The sequence below is a fragment of the Acinetobacter sp. Li1LvA2 genome (assembly GCF_056156705.1).
Window position 1 is genome coordinate 148471 of the sequence record NZ_JBSICF010000002.1, and the last position, 20918, is coordinate 169388.

20 protein-coding genes and 4 tRNA genes are annotated in these 20918 nt (G+C 36.6%); 15 read left to right on the forward strand and 9 right to left on the reverse strand.

Features of this window, described 5'->3' with window-relative positions; all coding sequences use genetic code 11:
• Positions 1-25 precede the first annotated feature (25 nt).
• Positions 26-241: a 30S ribosomal protein S21 gene (rpsU, locus tag ACS604_RS05270; protein WP_001136722.1), complete on the reverse strand. Its 216-nt coding sequence runs from the start codon at positions 239-241 to the stop codon at positions 26-28.
• A 145-nt stretch (positions 242-386) separates the two neighbouring features.
• Between rpsU and tsaD the strand changes: the two genes are divergently transcribed.
• Entirely contained in the window at positions 387-1397 is a 1011-nt protein-coding gene (tsaD, locus tag ACS604_RS05275; RefSeq protein ID WP_174759834.1) for a tRNA (adenosine(37)-N6)-threonylcarbamoyltransferase complex transferase subunit TsaD, read from the forward strand.
• Between the two features lie 2 nt (positions 1398-1399).
• Here tsaD and ACS604_RS05280 read toward each other — a convergent pair whose 3' ends face one another.
• Entirely contained in the window at positions 1400-2503 is a 1104-nt protein-coding gene (locus ACS604_RS05280; RefSeq protein ID WP_474770576.1) for a DUF6670 family protein, read from the reverse strand.
• 108 nt (positions 2504-2611) lie between these two features.
• Positions 2612-3493 (reverse strand): ATP-binding protein, encoded by an 882-nt coding sequence (locus tag ACS604_RS05285; protein WP_151963191.1) that lies wholly within the window; start codon positions 3491-3493, stop codon positions 2612-2614.
• A 178-nt stretch (positions 3494-3671) separates the two neighbouring features.
• Here ACS604_RS05285 and ACS604_RS05290 point away from each other — a divergent pair, with 178 nt between their 5' ends.
• From ACS604_RS05290 to ACS604_RS05325, 8 genes are all read left to right on the forward strand, one after another.
• Positions 3672-5180, forward strand: coding sequence for a DUF3336 domain-containing protein (locus ACS604_RS05290; RefSeq protein ID WP_174741001.1), 1509 nt, complete (start codon positions 3672-3674; stop codon positions 5178-5180).
• Positions 5167-5973, forward strand: a complete 807-nt coding sequence (locus ACS604_RS05295; protein WP_174727812.1) for a protein kinase domain-containing protein — start codon at positions 5167-5169, stop codon at positions 5971-5973. The genes ACS604_RS05290 and ACS604_RS05295 overlap by 14 nt, the downstream gene beginning before the upstream one ends.
• Before the next feature lie 102 nt (positions 5974-6075).
• Positions 6076-6160, forward strand: a tRNA-Leu gene (locus ACS604_RS05300).
• A 53-nt stretch (positions 6161-6213) separates the two neighbouring features.
• Positions 6214-6287: transfer RNA gene (locus tag ACS604_RS05305), tRNA-Trp, on the forward strand.
• Between the two features lie 27 nt (positions 6288-6314).
• Positions 6315-6399 (forward strand) — tRNA-Leu (locus ACS604_RS05310).
• Between the two features lie 68 nt (positions 6400-6467).
• Positions 6468-6541: transfer RNA gene (locus ACS604_RS05315), tRNA-Trp, on the forward strand.
• Positions 6542-7000: 459 nt separating this feature from the next.
• A complete protein-coding gene (locus tag ACS604_RS05320) occupies positions 7001-7210 on the forward strand; it encodes a cold-shock protein (protein WP_003650775.1) in 210 nt (69 codons plus the stop codon).
• Positions 7211-7492: 282 nt separating this feature from the next.
• A complete protein-coding gene (locus ACS604_RS05325) occupies positions 7493-7963 on the forward strand; it encodes an AnBLUF65 family BLUF photoreceptors (RefSeq protein WP_474770578.1) in 471 nt (156 codons plus the stop codon).
• Here the strand turns inward: ACS604_RS05325 and ACS604_RS05330 are convergent.
• The 4 genes from ACS604_RS05330 to ACS604_RS05345 all read right to left on the reverse strand — a co-directional run bounded on the left by ACS604_RS05330 (position 7938) and on the right by ACS604_RS05345 (position 11621).
• Entirely contained in the window at positions 7938-8279 is a 342-nt protein-coding gene (locus ACS604_RS05330) for a hypothetical protein (RefSeq protein WP_443273427.1), read from the reverse strand. The two genes, ACS604_RS05325 and ACS604_RS05330, sit on opposite strands and share 26 nt — an antisense overlap.
• 548 nt (positions 8280-8827) lie before the next feature.
• Complete coding sequence (locus ACS604_RS05335) at positions 8828-9433, reverse strand: LysE family translocator (RefSeq protein WP_474770580.1); 606 nt, start codon at positions 9431-9433, stop codon at positions 8828-8830.
• Positions 9434-9483: 50 nt separating this feature from the next.
• Entirely contained in the window at positions 9484-10317 is an 834-nt protein-coding gene (locus ACS604_RS05340; protein WP_474770582.1) for an AraC family transcriptional regulator, read from the reverse strand.
• Between the two features lie 152 nt (positions 10318-10469).
• Positions 10470-11621, reverse strand: a complete 1152-nt coding sequence (locus ACS604_RS05345; RefSeq protein WP_474770584.1) for an alpha/beta fold hydrolase — start codon at positions 11619-11621, stop codon at positions 10470-10472.
• A 359-nt stretch (positions 11622-11980) separates the two neighbouring features.
• Here ACS604_RS05345 and gltS point away from each other — a divergent pair, with 359 nt between their 5' ends.
• Entirely contained in the window at positions 11981-13216 is a 1236-nt protein-coding gene (gene gltS, locus ACS604_RS05350; RefSeq protein ID WP_474770586.1) for a sodium/glutamate symporter, read from the forward strand.
• A gap of 210 nt (positions 13217-13426) precedes the next feature.
• Positions 13427-15256: a monovalent cation:proton antiporter-2 (CPA2) family protein gene (locus tag ACS604_RS05355; RefSeq protein WP_474770588.1), complete on the forward strand. Its 1830-nt coding sequence runs from the start codon at positions 13427-13429 to the stop codon at positions 15254-15256.
• Between the two features lie 86 nt (positions 15257-15342).
• On the opposite strand, the gene ACS604_RS05360 is transcribed toward ACS604_RS05355, so the two are convergent.
• Together ACS604_RS05360 and ACS604_RS05365 are read right to left on the reverse strand one after the other, a co-directional pair.
• Entirely contained in the window at positions 15343-16176 is an 834-nt protein-coding gene (locus tag ACS604_RS05360; protein ID WP_174732348.1) for an SDR family NAD(P)-dependent oxidoreductase, read from the reverse strand.
• A gap of 27 nt (positions 16177-16203) precedes the next feature.
• The gene (locus ACS604_RS05365; RefSeq protein ID WP_353157414.1) at positions 16204-16605 is read right to left on the reverse strand and encodes a DoxX-like family protein; all 402 of its coding nucleotides are present in this window, start codon (positions 16603-16605) and stop codon (positions 16204-16206) included.
• A gap of 351 nt (positions 16606-16956) precedes the next feature.
• On the opposite strand from ACS604_RS05365, the gene ACS604_RS05370 reads away from it, so the two are divergent.
• The 4 genes from ACS604_RS05370 to ACS604_RS05385 all read left to right on the forward strand — a co-directional run bounded on the left by ACS604_RS05370 (position 16957) and on the right by ACS604_RS05385 (position 20914).
• Positions 16957-18048 (forward strand): DUF6670 family protein, encoded by a 1092-nt coding sequence (locus ACS604_RS05370; RefSeq protein ID WP_474770590.1) that lies wholly within the window; start codon positions 16957-16959, stop codon positions 18046-18048.
• Positions 18049-18728: 680 nt separating this feature from the next.
• A complete protein-coding gene (locus ACS604_RS05375) occupies positions 18729-19283 on the forward strand; it encodes a TetR/AcrR family transcriptional regulator (protein ID WP_474770592.1) in 555 nt (184 codons plus the stop codon).
• 216 nt (positions 19284-19499) lie between these two features.
• Positions 19500-20108: a paraquat-inducible protein A gene (locus ACS604_RS05380; RefSeq protein WP_004791338.1), complete on the forward strand. Its 609-nt coding sequence runs from the start codon at positions 19500-19502 to the stop codon at positions 20106-20108.
• Entirely contained in the window at positions 20105-20914 is an 810-nt protein-coding gene (locus ACS604_RS05385; RefSeq protein WP_474770593.1) for a paraquat-inducible protein A, read from the forward strand. The genes ACS604_RS05380 and ACS604_RS05385 overlap by 4 nt, the downstream gene beginning before the upstream one ends.
• The last annotated feature ends 4 nt before the right edge of the window (positions 20915-20918 follow it).

Genomic DNA, 20918 nt, shown 5'->3' on the forward strand with positions numbered 1-20918 from the left:
AATTCAGCAGTCAATCACAAATTAATTAGTAAAGGCGAGTAGTACGTACAGATTCGCGAGCCAATTTCTTTTGGTAGCGTTTAACTGCAGCAGCTTTTTTGCGCTTACGTTCTTGAGTTGGTTTTTCGTAGAATTCACGTTTACGAACGTCAGCTAAAACACCAGCTTTTTCGCATGAACGTTTGAAACGACGGATAGCTACGTCAACTGGTTCGCCTTCTTTCAACTTAACTTGTGGCATGTAAAATCCTCTAGATTATGGATAAGATCAAGCACACTATTGTGCCGGATCACAAGTGAAGGTCAGTATTTTACTCATTTACAACTCATATCACAAGTCTATAATAGCGATTGCAATATTTTGACTCATATAAAAGGCAGTTTTGATGATTGTTTTAGGCTTGGAAACTTCTTGTGATGAAACAGGGTTGGCACTTTATGATAGCGAACTCGGCTTGCGGGGACAGGTTCTTTATAGCCAGATTAAACTTCATGCCGAATATGGTGGGGTAGTACCTGAACTTGCTTCTCGTGACCATGTTCGAAAATTAATTCCTTTAATGAATCAATTGCTTGAGCAAAGTGGTGTAACAAAACAAGAGATTGATGCTGTTGCTTATACGCGTGGTCCTGGCTTAATGGGAGCCCTAATGACAGGGGCTTTATTTGGAAGAACTTTAGCTTTTTCTTTAAATAAACCTGCCATTGGTGTTCACCATATGGAGGGGCACATGTTGGCACCTTTACTCTCAAGTCAACCGCCCGAATTTCCATTTGTTGCTTTATTGGTTTCAGGTGGGCATACACAATTAATGGCAGCTCACGCTATTGGTCAATATGAGCTTTTAGGTGAATCGATTGATGATGCAGCTGGAGAGGCCTTTGATAAAGTTGCAAAAATGATGAGTTTGCCATACCCGGGTGGTCCTAATATTGCGAAATTGGCTTTAAGTGGTAATCCATTAGCGTTTGAATTTCCACGACCAATGCTTCACCAAGGTCTAGATTTTTCTTTTAGTGGTTTAAAAACAGCTGTTTCTGTGCAATTGAAAAAGTTGAATGGTGAAAACCGAGACGCAGACATTGCAGCTTCATTCCAAGAAGCAATTGTAGATACATTGGTAAAAAAATCAGTAAAAGCCTTAAAGCAAACTGGACTTAAGCGTTTAGTTATTGCGGGTGGAGTAAGTGCAAATTTACGACTACGTGAACAGTTGGAAACTTCATTAGCTAAAATTAAGGCACAAGTTTATTACGCAGAACCTGCTCTTTGTACTGATAATGGGGCAATGATTGCTTTTGCAGGCTATCAACGCTTAAAAGCAGGCCAACATGATGGTTTAGCTGTAACCACAACACCACGTTGGCCAATGACTGAGTTGTCTATTCCTGAGTAAAATTAGTTATCTTCAAAGGCTTGTTGGTTTTCAATATCTATATATTCGATATACCCACGGCCTTGAACTTCATTACCGAAATAATTACCAGTAAATATATAACTACTTGCATAACCTCGCCCATGACCGTAGCGGAGTGGGCAGTCAATTTCTGCCTGAATATTTAAAATAATTTGTTTAGCTTCATTTCGAGCAATCCACGAAAAGAATTTAGGAAGTCGCATCTTTTGCCCAGTTGGTGAGATGTAATCATCAACTTGGTGAGAAATAATATCAAAACTGACATCTGTATAAACTTCTGCGGGTCGATCAAGATATCTAATATGCAAAGTATAAGCTGCTGTCTGACCGGCAATATCTGCTTTGGTAAGAAGAAGTTGAGTAGTCTCATTTAAATTGATAATTTGATAAGTAAAAAAATCAAGCGGCAGTTTATAGGCTTCAGGAATAAGTTTATCTGCGATGGAATGAGCTCCAACTGCTCGAGCATATTCATAAGTGCAGAGTCCCTCACTTTCAATACGTTCTGCTTGATAGGTTAAGAAACCTTTAAACTTTGCCAACAAGCTAAAATGATCATAAATCGGTGTTTTTATAAACCATGAAACATGGGAGGTAACATCAATGTCAAAGTCGAAATCAAGCCCCTCATAATGTCCATTAATATGAATTTTTGGGAATTTTCCTTGAATTGAAATTTCTTGACCTAGTTCGATTAAGCTTCCATCTTCATTAATTTTTGTATCTTCAGGAATGATATAGGCCTTAAGCAAAGCTTTCTCTACTGCGGCTGTACTTGAAAATAAAGTCGCTGTTTTTCGAGGATTTCCATGAATTATGTCATCATGATCAAATGCAAGAGCACCGGGAGTGCCTAATAAAATCATAATATTTAAATAGCGATGCGGCTCTGGCAAAAGTGGGAAAAAGATGCCGTAATGAGTCCAGCTATAATATTTTTCATCGACTCGGGGCTGGATGATATGAGACTGAGAAAAAGGAAGAGTTGAGTATTTTTCTGCTTTATCTATAACACTTTGCGCGAGCAATAAGCTTTGACCTAAAACTTTACTGCCTATAGAAATTTTGGGCAATTGTTTTTTCATATATAAACCTAAATGAGGATAGGACTATCTTTGTTTTAGGTTATGAAAAACAACTATCAAAACTAAGCGGTTTTCAGGCCAAAGCTAAGGCTTTGCGGGACATTTTGTTTAATTGTTAGACAGTTCTTTTAAGCCATTTAAACCAATCCAGTGCTTAGAAAACTGATATGCAGCACGTCCTGAACGTTGACCACGCATTTGACACCAACGTAAACTTTCAGCACGAACTTCATCATTAAAAACCATGTTTGCTTTATGAATGTAATGCTCCACGATTTCTAAATATAAATTCTGGTCCATTGGATAAAAAGATAACCACAAACCAAAACGATCTGACAAAGAGATCTTTTCCTCAATCGCTTCTTGTGGGTGTAACTCAGTATATTGTGGTACATCGACCTTGGTTACAGGCGTATTCTCATGCATAAATTCTGGTAATAAATGACGACGGTTACTGGTTGCATAAATAATAAAATTACTTGAACCAGACTGTAATGAACCATCCAATACACTTTTTAAACTACGATAATTTTCATCTTCAGCATTAAACGCTAAGTCATCACAATACACGATGTATTTTTCAGGTCGGTTTTGAATGAGTTTCTGAATTTTAGGTAAATCTGCTAAGTCATCACGCTCAATTTCAATTAAACGTAATCCTTGCGGGGCATACTCAGTCAATAAAGCACGCACAATAGATGACTTTCCCGTACCACGCGAGCCTGTTAAAAGCACATCATTGGCTGGTAAGCCATTTAAAAATTGCAAAGTATTTTGAATGATTTTTTCTTTCTGACGTTCAATGCCTTTTAAGTCATCAAGATAAATATTTTTCGGTGTGTGGATGGCTTTAAGTTGCTGATTTTCCCATCTAAAAGCAGGTGCAGTAAAATCTGTCTCTTCTCGAGGTTCAGGTAAGACCTGCTGTAGCTGATTTAATACAAGTGATAATGTTTGAACTAAATTCTCTGGTAAATCAATGGTAGCCATGGTTAATCAATCATGTTAAACAGTAATTTACTAGGATACTAACACCGAAATTAACAGGCTGACAAAAAACTTATTGCCTATACACTTTATCGGTTTTGCAATTGATTGAAATGTTCAGACCGAGCATAGTGTTGTCATGTCTATTTAGTAAAATCATCTGAGAAGATGAGGACGAAATATGTTTGAAAAATTACGAAGTGATATGAATCCACATCAGGCTTACCGTATCAAAAAATTACAACGTCAATTAGACATGGCTGAATCTTATGAAGAATGGAAGTCTTTTGCATTAAAACTAGATGAAGAAACAGGAGTGCAAGAGTGGAAATTTGATAATAGTTCACCTTACTTCGATGCCGAGCTCATTTCTTATCGGTATACCTTACTCAAAAGATATCGCCAGCAACATCGAACGCTAGATCTTATTTATTTACTAAAAGAAGGTCTAACCTACGATATTGCAAATATTGGTCATCCTATGTTGTTTGCTGCAACTCATGTGGGAACGAAAAAGTTAATTGAAGATTATATTGAAGAGGTGAGCCAAAGCTTGGCCTATATTGCTTCAAGTGAATGTATTACTTTCCAAAGAAAAGAAAAAATAGAGTTTTTTGAAAATTGTGAAAAAGCATATGGCCAACCAGCCCTTATGTTCTCAGGTGGAGCAACTTTAGGCCTTTTTCATACTGGGGTATGTAAGGCTTTAATTGAACAAGATTTAATGCCTAAAGTGTTGTCTGGCTCAAGTGCTGGGGCAATTATGACGGGCATGCTTGGAACTTCAGCCAGTGAAGATGTTCAAAATTTATTAAATGGAGAACAATTCTTTAGTGATGCTTTTCATTTTAGAAAACTTCGTGAACTCATTAAAGGAAATGGTGGAATTGCCGATGTGCAATATTTGAAAAAATTCCTTGTTGAAAATCTGGGGGATCTCACATTTGAAGAGGCTTTCAAAAAATCTGGTTTAAACATTAATGTGGCAGTTGCACCGTATGATGCAACAGAAAACCCGCGCATCATGAATGCCATTATGACGCCAAACGTTTTAGTTTGGAGTGCTGTGTTGGCTTCATGTGCTGTACCTGTGTTATTTCCACCCGTACGTTTAACTAGCAAACGTTATGACGGTGAACACACGCCTTACATGGCAAACACAAAATGGGTAGACGGCAGTGTAAGAAATGATTTTCCACAAGAAAGAATGGCCCGACTTTATAATTTAAATTACACCATCGCTAGTCAGGTGAATCCACATATTGTTCCATTTATGCAAAATGATGCAGACCGCTTTCGTAAAGATGTTTTAAGTTGGCCTGAACGGATTTTAAGACGTCAAGGTAAAGTGTTATCCATGGGACTTATGGACTTTACACGTCAAAGACTTGGTTCTATTTCTCCGATTAGACGATTACTCGATCATGGCTATGGTGTAATGGGGCAGCGTTATTATGGCGATGTGAATATCATTGCTAAATATGGCTTGAGTCACTATACCTATACTTTGCAAAATCCACGTCCACATTTGTTTAAACGCTTACAGCGAGAAGGGGAGCGTGCGACTTGGCCAAAAATTTCTTCGATTGAGACCCATGCTCGTATTGGCAAGACGATTCAGCATTGTTTAGAAGTTTTGCGTTTTGAAGAAAAGCAACAACAGCCAGAGTCTTACTATGCTGAAGCATGATTTTGCTTCGCATATACAAGACTTAAAAAGTGTGACAAAACCTGTGAGTGCCGCTTTAGGGCGGTATCTATGGACATGCAGCATAGATAATAAAGACTATTGGTTAAAATATCATTTACCTGAAACAGATGTTCAAAGTGAGCAAGATTTCATTCATGAGCAATTATTTTACGAAGAAATTACTCATAAGAAATCTGCGTGGCTTTTACCTCATAACTTAATTGAAGTTAGTGCTATTTCTCAATTAAACCATTCTTTAGGTAGGGTTTTAATTTTACCCAATACTGATTTGTGGTTTGGTTCATTGTCCCATGAAACGGATTTAACTGATGTATATCATGCGATTTGGTCCGCACTAGATAAGCTCGCTGAACTCCACGAATTTGGTTGGATTCATGGAGATATTAAGAAAGAACATTTTCGAAAGTTTGAGCAAAATGCTTATTTGATTGATTTTGAGAAAGCCCGACTTATATCGAGCTCAGATTTAAGAATGGATGCTACACCACGATATATGGCTCCAGAGCTGTTTAGAGGCGCTTTTAAGGATATACAAAGCGATTTATACGCATTTGGTATCGTTCTATATGAATGGTTAACTCAAACTCGCTTAGAAGCAGGAAGTTACTATGATTGGGCAGTATTGCATTGCCAAAATTTAACCATTCAATTACCGACACAACTTATGATTTTTTATCCATTACTTTCGGGTTTATTGCAAAAACAACAAAAAAATAGGTTTGCAAACGTGTTTGAAGCGATGAATTGTTTAAAAGCCCATTCAAACTTATAAAAATCATTGATCTAGTATCTGTATACAATTTACACGGTCAGTTTTTTTTAGAAAAAAAACACTTGTCACTGTTAGATCTTATCGCTAATATACACAGCCATCGGGGGCGTGGCGAAATTGGTAGACGCACTGGATTTAGGTTCCAGCGCCGCAAGGTGTAAGAGTTCGAGTCTCTTCGCCCCCACCACTTTAAGTTAAAACTTAAAGTTAATGTAGATGTTAAGTCATCTATGTTTTGGAAGAGGATTGGTGTAATGGTAGCATGACGGTCTCCAAAACCGTTCGTCAAGGTTCGAGTCCTTGATCCTCTGCCACATTTATTTTAAATAAATGTCCCAGATGGGGGCGTGGCGAAATTGGTAGACGCACTGGATTTAGGTTCCAGCGCCGCAAGGTGTAAGAGTTCGAGTCTCTTCGCCCCCACCATTAAAAGAAGCAAGACGATGTTCTTGCTTTTTTTATGATTAAATCATTAGTTGTTTAATCATAAATATAGAGGATTGGTGTAATGGTAGCATGACGGTCTCCAAAACCGTTCGTCAAGGTTCGAGTCCTTGATCCTCTGCCAATAATTTAAAAATGAAGCTCCTGTTTAGGAGTTTTTTTTATTGCCTGAATTTCTAAAATTCAAATTATTTAAAGTCTTTTTTATATTTCTATTCAGTCATCTCATGCGTCCTAAGTGCTGATCTTTCTATTCTTCAACATTTTATCTAATTGGATGTAAGTAGTTGGTTAGGTAGGGAATATGCTAAGTTTTTAGTGACACTATTAAGTTATTGTTTTTGGGTTTTTTATTATAATTTATAAAATTTTTCTCATAAAAAGCTTGAATAGAAATTTATTTCATGTATCATGTTCTTAACTAGAAAAAAGTCTTGTTAGTAAATCTTCTTTAAAGTATCGTAGTTTTAGTCATAATCCTTCGTTTTTTAAGATCTTAACTCAATTTGTTATTCTTTTTTCAAAGTTATGTTAGTGTCATTATTAAATGATACTAAAATATTAGAAATCAGTAGGATATATCATGTCTAATACAGTAAGCGGTACAGTAAAATGGTTTAACGAAACTAAAGGTTTCGGTTTCATTCAACAAGACAATGGTCCAGACGTGTTTGCACACTTCAAAGAGATCTCTGGTTCAGGTTTCAAAACTTTGCACGAAGGTCAACGTGTAACGTTTACTGTTACTCAAGGTCAAAAAGGCCCAAATGCTGTAAATATTATTCCACAATAATATTTCAGTAAGAAAAAAGCACTATTTAGTGCTTTTTTTTATTTTAGTCTTTAAAAGAAATTTAATTGTTCTTTTACAGGCTATAAAAGCCCTCTCACTAGAGGGCTTTTTTTGTTTTATATCTAATCATTTGTAAGTCTGATAACTTTCGTTATTCTCTTACCGGTGGTTTGTTTGGAATAGATATTAAGTGTATGGATGAAATATCAATTATCAGGAAGAAATATATGTTAGATTGAAAAATCTTTAGATAAAGAAATTTTATATTTCACGGAATTGTTAATGAACGTTCGCCTGTGTTATGCCAGTCAACGAAACGAAAAAAATGAAGATTTATTGCAAGATTTACGTGATATTTTAACAGAAGCTAGAAATTTTAATGATTTGAATCAAATTTGTGGTGTGCTCTATTATGCTGATAATGCTTTTTTTCAATGTTTAGAAGGCGAACAGGAGTTAGTGGAGCGATTATTTGAAAAAATTAAAGATGATCAAAGACACTACAATGTTAAATGGTTGTGTACATATTCCATCGAGAAGAACTCTTTTCAACGTTGGTCAATGAAATATGTACAGCGTAATACAAATATTGAATCTTTCTTTTTAAATATGGGAGAAACTAGTTTTAATCCCATTTGTCTTGATGAGAAAAATTTAAAAATTTTCTTAAATGAATTATTAAGTGCTGAACAAAGCAAAGTTAATGTGGTTAAGAAAGTAGGTATGGTTAAGCGTGGGGTGAACCCTTTTTAGCTATAACGCCGAAATGGATGGTCTTGAATTTAGGAATCATTTTGGTCATCACTAGATAGACAATGACTGAACTTGCGAGCATCCATATTACCTCTAGACTTTGACTAATTACAAACATTGCCCAGTAAAAAAAACTAAATAAGGCGAGACATAGTCCGCTCCCTTTGAAATACCAAGTAATAAATATTCCAAAAAGTGCTGAAGAGAGCAGAAGATTAATCGTCTCGTTCATTCCAAGGTAATTAAAGAAAATAATCATTAAGCATAAAGCTAACATTGATAGTAAATATACAAATATATTTTTTGCAATAAACATTCTCTATACCCTATCTGATGATTAAAAAAGATCTTTCCTCTGTTTCCAGAGGAAAGATAGTACATATTAATTTTTTGAGATTCTTTTTCTATTATTAAGAGTATTTATATTAATAAAGATAACGTTGCCGTTTCTCCAGATCTCTTCATTAATACTCAGCTTTCTATTTAATAGTAAAGAGTGCTTATATGTACTGAAATTAATTATAGGAAAAACAATTGTTTATGTTGTACGTTTTAACTTACATGGTTGTGAGAAATTGCCTACATTTGTATAAAAAATAGACGAAATTTACAAAGCAATGTTGTTAGAAAAATTATATTTAACATATGGTTATTGGATTTTATTGTTAAGATAAGCTTTACATAAATAACAAAAAGCAACATGTGTTGTGAGGGAGGTATGTTTCTAAAAATAAAAGTCATTAAGTTATTAAATGAATATTCATTAAAAGTTATTTTAAGAAATTATAAAAACAAGTAATTATTAAAAGTTATATGATCTAAGCTTTATATTAGAAAGCAGATGTCCTTATCCAGTTTTGATGATTAAAATGTATATAAGATGGGCAGCCATACAGAGATGAGTAGTGTTAGCGCCATTATTTTATTAAAAATGTTTATTTGCTTTGGTTCTGAAAATAATCGGTTGCTTAACCTGCCAACTAAGGCCCAGATGTAAAGACAAGGAATCGCGATAATTAAAAAAATGAAGGATAAAATTGAGACATTTAGCCAGATATCTTGTCCTTGTTTTGTGTAAACACTAATCACAGCAAAAGCCATCATCCATGTTTTAGGATTAACTGCCTGCATAAAAAATCCAGCAAGGAAACCAATCGGATCTTTTCTGTTGTCTTGTTCGTAAGGAATAATAGGGTTGTAGTTATATAGTTTCCAAGCCAATGAAGTGAGCCAGATTAAACCAATCAATGTCATTATTTTTTGAATAATTGGGTAAGCCAGAAGAGTTGAACCCAGTCCAATGCCAACAATGAGCACAAGTAATGCAGCCCCGATGCACGAACCTAAAATGACAGGAAGTGTTTTAGAAATTTTATGACGGCTGCTTAAACTCAAAATTATAAAATTGGTTGGGCCGGGAGTAATTGAGGCAACAATAGCAAATAATAAAAATGCAGTGAGGTTTTCCATCTTGTCGACTTAAGTTAATAGGGGCATACAAGATGAAATAATTAAGATTTTTAATCTTGAAGATTTGTGCAGATTTTTCTATAGGCTGCGGGAGTTAAACCATAGCAACGTTTGAACCAGCGACTTAAATGACTTTGGTCTGCAAAACATAAATCTGAAGCAACTTGTGCGGGGGTAATGCTTCTGGCGAGTAAATCACGTGCTCGAGTAAGTCTGAGTTGAATCAGATATTGATGAGGGGCCAAATGAAATGTTGCTTTAAAAATGCGATGAATATGGTATCGGTCTAAACCCATCATTTTAGAGATATCTTGGAGTCCGATATCTTCAAATAGATGATCATGCAAAATATCTCGAATTTGATATGCAATTCGAGGTGTATGAGCAATAGATGATTGGTGAGTTTTTTTTAACCATTTTCCTTGTGCGATATACTGAATAAGCAGGTCTAGACTATTATCTTTCACAATATTCATTTCTTTATAGTGCAAATGTTGAAACGCTTGAGACGTAATAATAGCGAGCTGGTCATCTGATTTTAATGGTGCATCAATCACTAACTCGTAGTGATCAGGACTATTATGAAATAAACCTTGGATACGTTGTTTTAACCAGTCTGGATGTAGGTATAGCATTTGATAGGTAAACCCATCAGATACAGGAGCATGACCATCATGAATTTCTTCGGGTTCAAGCATAAAGACTTGCCCAGCATGACTATTGATTTGTTTTTTTCGACAGTGAAATTGCTGAATGCCAGATTCAGTTACACCGATTAAATAACTTGAATGCCAGTGTGGGTCATAGGCATGGCCAGTAAAATGGGCACGGATGGTTTCAATACCTGTGTTGGTATCTTTTGAAATATCCACCCAATTACCCATAAGATCCAACCAGAAATTTTTAAGTTTAGCTATTAGAACAGTACAAAATAGCTAAGTACAGTTCTAGAAGATTTGTGCAAAAACTTTAAAATTTATATAGACCATTTACTGGCGTATAGTCTACTACGTCGGTTTATTAATATTTAAATTGATTAATCTGAACGTGTAGCTAACCAATTACTCATTTCTGGCCAAACCGCAGTAGGGGCTTGGCTTCCAGAAACCACACCCATATGACCACCTGGAACAACTTTAAAGGTTTTGTCTTGGCTACTAATTAAATCCATAAGTGGCCTAACAGCATCAGCCGTCACAATAATATCTGTGCTACCACCCACTGCGAGTACTGAACATTCAATATCTTTTAGATAGGCTGTAAGTTCGCCGAATTTAACTACGCCATTGGATAGTTCATTATCAATCCAGAAACGGAGAATAATGTCACGCATGACACCACCCGGATAGGCCAGCATATTATCGATGAATGAACTTGAGGTTGCATGGTCGACAATAAATTCTCGGTTATCAAGATTCTTAAAAAGTTCCCAATATGTTTTCAAATTTCCAATCGGATCCGTTAATTTAAAACCTAGCGTGTTTTGCCAGCCATGAATATGAAATGCTTCACTTGGCACATGGTGACGAATGCGAAATGGCGTATGTTTGCGAACCCATTCGGCAGGTTTAGTCAGACTGCCGTAGAGTTTCCCCATATAACCCGCTTTATGGGTATCGATAGGGGAAGCAAGAATAATTAGATTTTTAATATCTTTATCTTTAAATAATGCGGTATAGCAGAGCGAAAGTGCACCGCCTAAGCTCCAGCCATGTAAAGAAAGCTGTTGCTGACCACTGTGTTCTCGAACCTGCTTTAACATTTCAGGCATAAAAACTTTAATGTAGGTGCCGAAATTGTATTTAGCTTGGTGGCGAGTTGGCACGCCCCAGTCAATTAAATAAACATCAAAACCTTGTGCTAAGAAGAAACGTATAAAACTGCGTGTAGGGAACAAATCATAAATGAGCATATTTACTGCTAGCGGTGGAACGATCACCAACGGTACGCGATGTTTAGGTGTAGATGTATCGATCTCATTTTTATAATGGCGTAAGCTAATAATTTCATGCTTATAGATCACGTCAAAAGGTATTTTTCCTGACAAGGCAATTTCAGGACCTCTAAAAAATAGATCCGATGCATTGATCAGCATGTGAGGCAGTTTTTGGCCCGCACGTGTCTGAAGAGATTTTTTAATAGACTGTAGCTGAGGAACGTTCTGACGAATTTTAAGCAATAAACTCATTGAATATAAAACCTATAAAAATGTTGCCCAGAGCGATAAGGAGCTGGTCTTTTCAGGGATATTAAAGGGAATGAGTTCTAAGTTCAGTGACCCAAAAGACAGTATTTTCTGCTTAAGGTATCAAAGGTTAATTATTTATATTTAAGAATGACTTTATTTAAGGTTTTGAAATTAATAGTAAAATTATTTTTATCTAAATTTTTATATAAAATATTTAAGAAATTAAGCTTTTTTTAAGAATAATAAAAGTTTATTGGTAGAGTAATTTTGTAAAGTTTGTTTGTGTTTTTTTTACATATGAAAAAATAAAATATAATTATTTTACAATCGATTAGGAATTTAATTAGAAAGTAGCATATATGGAATTTGTTTTTAATGGTTTTTATACACTAATTTCGGCGGTTATCGTCTTGTTGTTAGGCCGCTTTCTTGTTAATCAGATTAATTTTTTACAGCGCTATAATATTCCCGAACCTGTAGCAGGTGGTTTGGTGGCTGCGGTCATTTCGCTACTTGTCCATACATTATGGGGATATAGCGTTGTCTTCAGTAGTGAGTTGCAAACCAGCTTTATGCTTGTCTTCTTTGCTTCAATTGGTTTAAGCGCCAATTTTATGAAGCTTAAAGAAGGTGGTATGGCTTTGGTTATCTTCTTAGTTTGTGTAGCTTCTTTTATTGTAGTACAAGACGCGGTAGGCATGAGTCTTGCGACTTTGCTTGGTCTTGACCCATTAATTGGCTTAATTGCTGGTTCAATTACCTTAACAGGTGGTCATGGTACAGCAGGAGCTTGGGGAGAAATTTTAGAAACTCAGCATGGTATTCAAGGTGCTCTAGCTTTAGGAATGGCGAGTGCAACTTTTGGTTTAATTATTGGCGGTGTGATAGGTGGACCATTAGCGAAACTGCTTATCAACCGTTACAGTCTGGCTCAACCAAAAACCAATAATGAAATTCATTATAGAGATACGCATGTTGAGCAAAATTCGGATGACCTTGCACCGTTTGAAAACCCTCATCAAGTACGTTTAATTACTGCCGATAATGCAATTACTACACTAGGTATGTTTGCAGCATGTTTGGCGTTTGCTGAATTTATGACAGGTTTTAGTAAGGGAACTTGGTTTGAGTTACCAACTTTTGTTTGGGCACTCGGCGGCGGTGTAATCTTAAGAAATATTTTAGAAAGCGTGTTGAAAATTGATATTTTTGACCGTGCGATTGATGTGTTTGGTAATGCGTCTTTGTCTCTTTATTTAGCAATGGCATTGCTTTCTTTAAAACTTTGGCAACTGGCTGACTTAGCTGGGCCGCTTGTGGTTATTTTAGGTGCTCAAACACTTACCATGGCTTTATATGCAGCGTTTGTAACTTTCCGCGTGATGGGCAAAAACTACGATGCAGCAGTACTAGCAGCAGGCCATTGTGGTTTTGGTATGGGAGCAACGCCAACAGCAGTTGCAAATATGCAGGCGATTACCAACATGTATGGTCCATCGCATAAGGCATTTTTAATTGTTCCGCTTTGTGGTGCATTCTTTGTCGATTTAATTAATGCAACGGTTATTCAGCTCATGTTGAAATTCGTTGTTTAATCAAAAAAAGCCCGTAAGGGCTTTTTTTATGAGTGCTTAATTATGAACCTTAAAAATAGAGATATATTTTGTTCATATGGATACTCTAAATTTTAATTTTCGGACGATTAAAGTCATTGTATTTTTAGGATGCTTTTTCTCAAAACTAATAATCGCCCTCAAATCTACTTTCACATAGAATAAATTGCTGATAAATAAAATGAGAAATGTATGAGCTCAGAAGCACATTCAATTAGCTTGGTTGCCCCCGTAGTTTTATTGGCAGCAGCTGTTATTGCAGTCCCTATTTTTAAACGTATTGGCTTGGGCTCAGTATTAGGTTATTTAATTGCGGGTCTGATTATTGGCCCATTCGGGTTTGCTTTTTTTCAAGATTCTGCCGCGATTTTGCACATTGCCGAGTTGGGAATTGTGATGTATCTATTTGTGATTGGTTTGGAAATGCAACCCTCACATTTATGGAGTCTTAGACGCGAAATTTTTGGCTTAGGCACACTACAGATCATCATTTGTGCGCTGGCTTTGACTGGCGTTGGGCTGTTATTTGGCTTCACGTGGCAAGTGGCTTTTATTGGTGCGGCAGGGTTTGTATTAACCTCGACTGCGATTGTGATGCAGTTATTGGGCGATCGCGGTGATTTGACCCAACCTCGTGGGCAAAAAATTGTAGCCATCTTACTTTTTGAAGATTTATTGATTGTTCCATTACTGGCTATTGTCGCTTTTATGGCACCGAATCATGTAGTTGAAAGCACATCGGTACGTTTGGAAAATATAGGAATTGGTTTAATCGCAATTGCAGGTCTTATTGCAGCAGGTTATTGGTTACTTAATCCATTATTTAGACTCTTGGCTGCCGCTAAAGCACGAGAAGTCATGACTGCCGCCGCACTATTGGTGGTGTTGGGTGCAGCGTTACTCATGCAAGTGAGCGGATTGTCTATGGCGATGGGTGCTTTCTTGGCGGGTGTGCTTTTATCTGAGTCGACCTTTAGACATCAAATTGAAGCGGATATTGAACCATTCCGAGGAATCTTGCTGGGCCTGTTTTTCCTTGGTGTTGGCATGTCACTGGATTTATCAGTGGTTGAGCAAAACTGGCAACTGATTGTGAGCGGTGTAATTGCCCTGATGTTTGCCAAAGCGCTCATGATTTATATTGTCGCCAGAGTAACGAAAAGTCCTCATACTGAAGCGTTGGATCGTGCCTTACTTATGGCTCAGGGTGGAGAGTTTGCCTTTGTACTTTTCTCTGCCGCGTTAAGTGCACAAGTTATTGATAGTACCGTTAAATCTAATCTGACTGCTATTGTGGTACTTTCGATGGTATTGACCCCAATTGTTGGTATTCTTTTTAAACGTTTCACTCAAACTAAAGTGGATGTTTCATTAGAAAACGTCAATATTGCCGAGGGTTTAAGCGGTAGTGTTTTAATGATTGGATTCGGACGCTTTGGTCAGGTCACCAGTCAATTGTTGTTAGCACGAGGTGTCGATGTCACCATTATTGATAATAATACCGACATGATTCAAAACGCCGAAAAATTTGGTTTTAAAATTTATTATGGCGATGGTTGTCGCCTAGATATTTTACATGCTTCTGGTGCTGCAACTGCACAGGCAATTGTGGTGTGTGTCGACAGTAAAGACACCACCAATAGAATTGTAGAATTGGTTACCCATGAATTTCCTTTAGCAAAATTATTAGTCCGTTCGTATGACCGTGAGCACTCACTGCATTTAGTCAAACAAAAAGTGGACTTTATGATTCGCGAAACCTTTGAATCTGCGATTAAGTTTGGCGAAATTATTTTACAAGAACTTGGCGTAGATGAAGACGAAGTAATAAGAATTAGCGAGGAAATTCGAGATCTGGATAATGAGCGTTTTGAAACTGAAATTGCAGCAGATGATGTATACGCTGGAGTTGGTTTGCAATATACACATGCTCATCATCCAAGACCAACAGCACCGTTAATTCGACCAAAAAGAGAAGGGCAGATTTTAAATAAAGAAGATAGCTCAGATAGCGATTCTTGATATGTATGAAGTTCAGTAGAAGCCTTTTAAGAAGAACTTCTACTGAACAATTTCATGGCGAGAAGAGTTTAAAGCGCTAAATTTGACTATAAGTGCTCTAATGCTGTGCCTTTAACTGGGTTTCTGCGCCAGTAATAAGGTTGCAAAAATCTAAGAAAAAGCTTCCATGGTGTAATCCACGCGATACGTCGGTTGGCTTTTTTATTTTGCATAATTTGCTTAGCTAAATACGCACAAACCACTTCTGGTGAATCAATCACAAAGAAAAATAACCGCTTCATCTTTTTCCAGTTTTGGATGTTTCCATTGGTCCAAGAAGAAACTAAAAGATCAGTTGCAACCATACCTGGACTAAGCGTGCCTGTTAAAATCGGCGTCGATTTTGTTTCTTTATAAAGTGCTTTACTAAAATAACTTACAGCTCGTTTGGTGGTTGCATAGGGAGTCATGCCGGCACTCCATTCGCCGTTGCTTCCCCAACCTTCCATGTTAAAGATTTGACCATAACCTTGTTTGAGCATGCCTTTTAAAGCCACTTGCGAACCTAGCATCGTACCTAAAATATTGGTTGAAACCGCCGCGTTTAATTCGTTAGGTTGAAGGTCGACAAAGTCTTTGGTCGGGTGGCAGCTTCCAGCATTATTAATCCAAACATTTACATGTCCAAAATGCTCAATTGCACCATTCCATAGGGTTTGTACATCGGAAATTTGAGTCACATCACAGCATAGACCCATAAATTTTTCTTTATTGAACTGAGTTTCTAAGTGGGTGAGGGCATGATTTAAGTGTTCTAAGTTTCGTCCAGCAATCACAACTGAACATTCTAGTTTTAAAAAAGCTTCGGCGAGTGCCAAACCAATACCTTTGGTGCTTCCCGTAATGACTACACAACAAACGTCGCTTTTAGATAAACTCATTGAAATCTCTATATAAAAATTAGAATGTTATTGAGCGACTCTATGCAAATGAGTAGTTTGCTCTTTTAATAAAAGTAGATAGATAATTGATAAACTTATCATCGAAATATTCATCACGATAGGGTTGTAAGGCAAAATAAGGGTAGAGGGGATTAAAAAGCCAATTAAAACAAGCAGGCCGAGTAAACCCAAAATACTTAAATAATGAATATATTTATGCGCAGAAAAGAGAAAACATAAACCAAAAATAATTTCGGTAATACCGCTCGCATGGCCTGCAAGTTTCGCCTTCTCTAAAGACAATCCCACCCATTGCCACACGAAGATTTCATCAGAATTAAGAAATAGAAATTTGGGAACAAGTCCTTGATAAATCCATAAAAGAGCGAGAATAAGGTTTATAAATTTGAAGATTCTAATATTTGTCATTAAAACTACTCTGAGCTTTTTAAAGGTTGCTACTCGTTCTGAGAGGGGATAATAAGTAAATGATTATATAATATGTATTATTATAGATTTTAAATTCTCTTATTGTTTTAAATTAAAATTGATTAACATCAGTTTTTAAATATAGAAATCATTCTTTTATAAGAAATAAATTACTTTACTATCAATATCTTGCTAAATATGTCTATGAGTACTTTAGCGTGAAATCTTTTTTTAATAGAGATTGGCTTCTTCGTAAATCAAAATGTCCCTTATTAACATTCATTTGAAAATTATCAAGTTCTAATATGGAACTCTATTGTTGAGCAAATTAAAATAAAGGATTTTAAAACAATGCTAATCTCAAGCTATAGATTACCAAAGGGTCTTAAGGACAAAGCCAATCGAAAAGTTGCTAAACTTTCAGGTTCATTGTTAGGCGCTGTTACACCTGAGCGGCAGTCAACATTGCCAAAAGACTTTGAACTCACTCCTCATACTCTTTATAAACGCTTTGGGAGCACACATTATGGGATCATGGTACCTGACTTACCTGAACCATTTCGATACTTATCTTGGGCTTCAGTTTTAGGTTATGTAGGATTTACGATTACAGATACCAACTATCAAATGTCTAAGGATGGAAAAGGTGATACCGCTTCGTTAGTGCATGGAACCGCATTATCGACAACGTCTGAAGCTTATAGAATATATTCAATTAAAAATGATATTAAATTTAGCCAAAATCCTTTTGGGATTAATTTTGACAATCAAACTATCATGCATGAGCAAGGCGATGGGTTCGTACTCATTACCAAAAGAGAAGACTTAGAGCTAGAACTTTATTTAAAGCCCACTAAAGCTATTTCATGGTTTGCTTACAGTGGCCTGTATAAGCACTTTAGTGTGCTCATACAATATGAAGGTCATATCAAACAAAAGGGAAATAGTGAGACCGTTCAGGGGCTATGTACACTTGAGTCGTGGAAAGCCATAGCTACCTCAATGCTAAAGAACAAATGGTTGGTTGAGAATATACAACTTCCCGTAAAAGTCTTTAGCTATCAAGTCATCAATATTGATCATGAACAGCAGTTGTTGTTGGCTTTTATCTGCTATGAAGATCAACCGATTATGACTTCTGTTTACTACCGTCATATAGATGGAACGTCAATTCAATATAACGGCGATATCCTTTTTGAAGTAACGAGTCTTCAACCAGAACCACAAATTACGCCTGATAATTTTTCAATGAATGTTCCAAATACTTTTCGCTGGGTTGCTTATCATAATAACCAAAAAGTTTTAGATATTTCAGCACATGTAGATACCCCATATTGTTTTGGATTGGCTGCCGGTTTCGTTTCTTCATATGCATGGCAAGGTGAATTTCATGATCAGGCATTGGAGGGTAGAGGTTATCTTGAATATATAGACCGAAGATAAAATCAATTTAAAACTTAATCTTTATCTATAGCTTTAAGCGAATTGGGAAAATATCTGGTTTATAAACCCAATTTAACAATAGATTTTAATTATTTATCCTTACTTTTTAATGATCTATTTTAAAACAGATGTCATTTTGTGTGCTTGACTGTAATAGGGTTGAGCACTATCCTTTGCCTGCTGGCCTACATCGCCAGCCGGCTTTGACAGGCTGTTTTAGACCGCATCAGAATTATTTCTTCTGAGGAATAGTTTTGCGTGTGTACCTCTCGTTCCCTCCCGTTGCGGTAGGACGGGAGAGGGACACCCACGGGTGTGCTGGCGTCTAACCAGTCTGTCAACCTTCTCTCGTTCTGCCACCATAATTATTTGACAGTAATTCGGTAGAACTTCTTTAGACATGAGGAGTCCTCTATGTGTACTAATTCTTTTTATTTTTTGGCCTTTGCCAGATTCTCTCTACCCATACCGCTCAACTGGTCTTTAAAACGGTTTAAACATTTATAGGTTTAACCTTTAAATCATTACGACTAAAAAATCATTTCAACAATAAAGCTTGAGATAAGTTCAGGCACGGTTTCGTGTGCATGAGAATGTTCGTTTTTATCGCTCATTTTAAGAGTGACGGCATTTCTATCTCTTTTATATACAACAAAAAATTATCTTTGAGCAGAATATTTATGCCAAATTTAGAGGCTTCATTTAGAGCATTAAAAGTGCTCCACGCGGCAACAGACCTATTTAATTTATATGGATTTAATAAGGTGGGTATTGACCGCATTATTGCTGAGGCCAAAATTCCCAAAGCGACTTTCTATAACATCTTTCATTCAAAAGCACGACTCATCGAGATGAGTCTGACTTTTCAAACAGATGCACTCAAAGTAAAAGTACTTTCAATTTCCAATTCTTATCGTGAGCAAATGGTGCTCGATAAACTCAAGGAGATTTATTTTCTGCATGCCTATCTAGAGGGATTTTACCATTTGCCATTTAAAGCCATTTTTGAAATTGAAAAGCTCTATCCCAATGCCTATAAGGTGGTAATTGATTATCGTAACTGGTTAATTAATGAAATTTATAAGCTGCTTTTAACGCTAAAATCGACTGCCTCAGTCCAAGATGCCTATATGTTTTTATTTTTGATTGATGGAGCAATGGTTCAGCTTGCAGGGGAGAATCAGATAGATGATCGAGATAAGCTGTGGGATTACTTTTTACTGATGATTTCTTAGGTTTAGACTAAGTGAAAGCTCCTTTTTAGAAAGGGGCTTTTTTATATCCTTTTCTGTTATTTATATAATTTAATAAAGTAAACGGTAGAGTCGTTATTCAATTTTCTCTTGAAGAAATGAGATTAGTTTGGCACATTGCTTAGAAGTAGAATTTTATGCAAGCGTTGTAGCAAGCAGTTCTGACAAAGTAAAAATTATAAATTTCAGAGTATAACTATGCGGCTTAAAGAATTAGCAGGTTGTGAGGAGTGCGATACAGTCTATCGTAGAACCCCGCTTGCTTATGGGAAAAGAGCTTATTGCGTATGTTGCGGCGCTGAACTCTATCGGCACACCAAGCCTTTTTCGACATTGCTAGCTTTAATCTTAACTGCATTAATCGTATTTATTCTTGCCAATAGCTTTCCTATTGTAAAAATTGAATTGCAGGGAAATATCTCTGAAACCACTTTACTTGGTGCGGTTTGGGTGATGTTTCATTATGATCGGGCTTTTGTTGGCGTACTGATCTTAATTACTACTTTTATTGTTCCGCTTTCCTATCTTTTATTACTTTCCTATGTGCTGGGTACAGTGAGTATATTGAAGAGAAGACCCACATTTTTGGTGTTTGCCTTACGCACACTCTATTTTATGAGAGTGTGGGGAATGGTTGAGGTGTTCTTAATCGGGATTTTGGTCACACTTGTGAAGTTAATCGGAATGGTCTTAGTCATTCCAGAGATTGCTTTATGGGCATTTGCGATCTTGAGTGTATTGTTGGTTTATATTACTTCTATAAAGGTGAGTGATATTTGGAACGAAATTGATAGGTCACTGCCATGAAAACGATAAAAAGCGTGACCCAGACAAAAAGCTCGCAGCAAGCATCGATGATTCAACAATATCCAAGAGCCAAAGATCTCTTATTAATTGTGTGTCACTGCTGTGGTATCGTAAATTCTGTTAAAAATGAAAAAAAACGACTCAACCAAAACTCTCAAGTTTTACGTTGTATTCGCTGTAATAGCGTACTGCATTCACGTAAGCCAGCGAGTTTAAATCGAACTTTTGCTTTAGTTGTGGCTGCAACTATTCTGTATATTCCAGCCAATGTACTTCCAATGACGGTAACTGACTCACTTTTAGGTAGTCAGCAAGATACCATCATGAGTGGTGTCATTTACTTTTGGCAAAGTGGAGACTATCTGGTTTCAGTGGTCATTTTTATGGCCAGTATTTTTATTCCAATGTTAAAGCTGCTGATTTTGTATTTTTTATTGGTAGCAGTATATCTTCAACAATCGTCAGCTTGGAAATTTTTACCTGAGCAGTGCGTTAAATTATATCGAGTTGTCGAGTTTATCGGGCGCTGGTCAATGATTGATGTTTTTGTGGTAGCCCTCTTAACAGCGCTTATTCAGATTCAATCGCTTGCTACCATTTTAGCAGGGCCAGGTTCGATTGCTTTTGGTGCGGTTGTGGTGTTGACCATGTTTGCATCTTTAAGTTTTGACCCGCGACTGATTTGGGATAACTTCTACGCATCTCAAAATACAAACAAACCTTCTTCTTTTGCTTCAGAAAAATCAACGATTATTCAGGCAGAACATCCGCCGTTGAATAATGATTCCATTAATCCCAGTCAATAAAAGA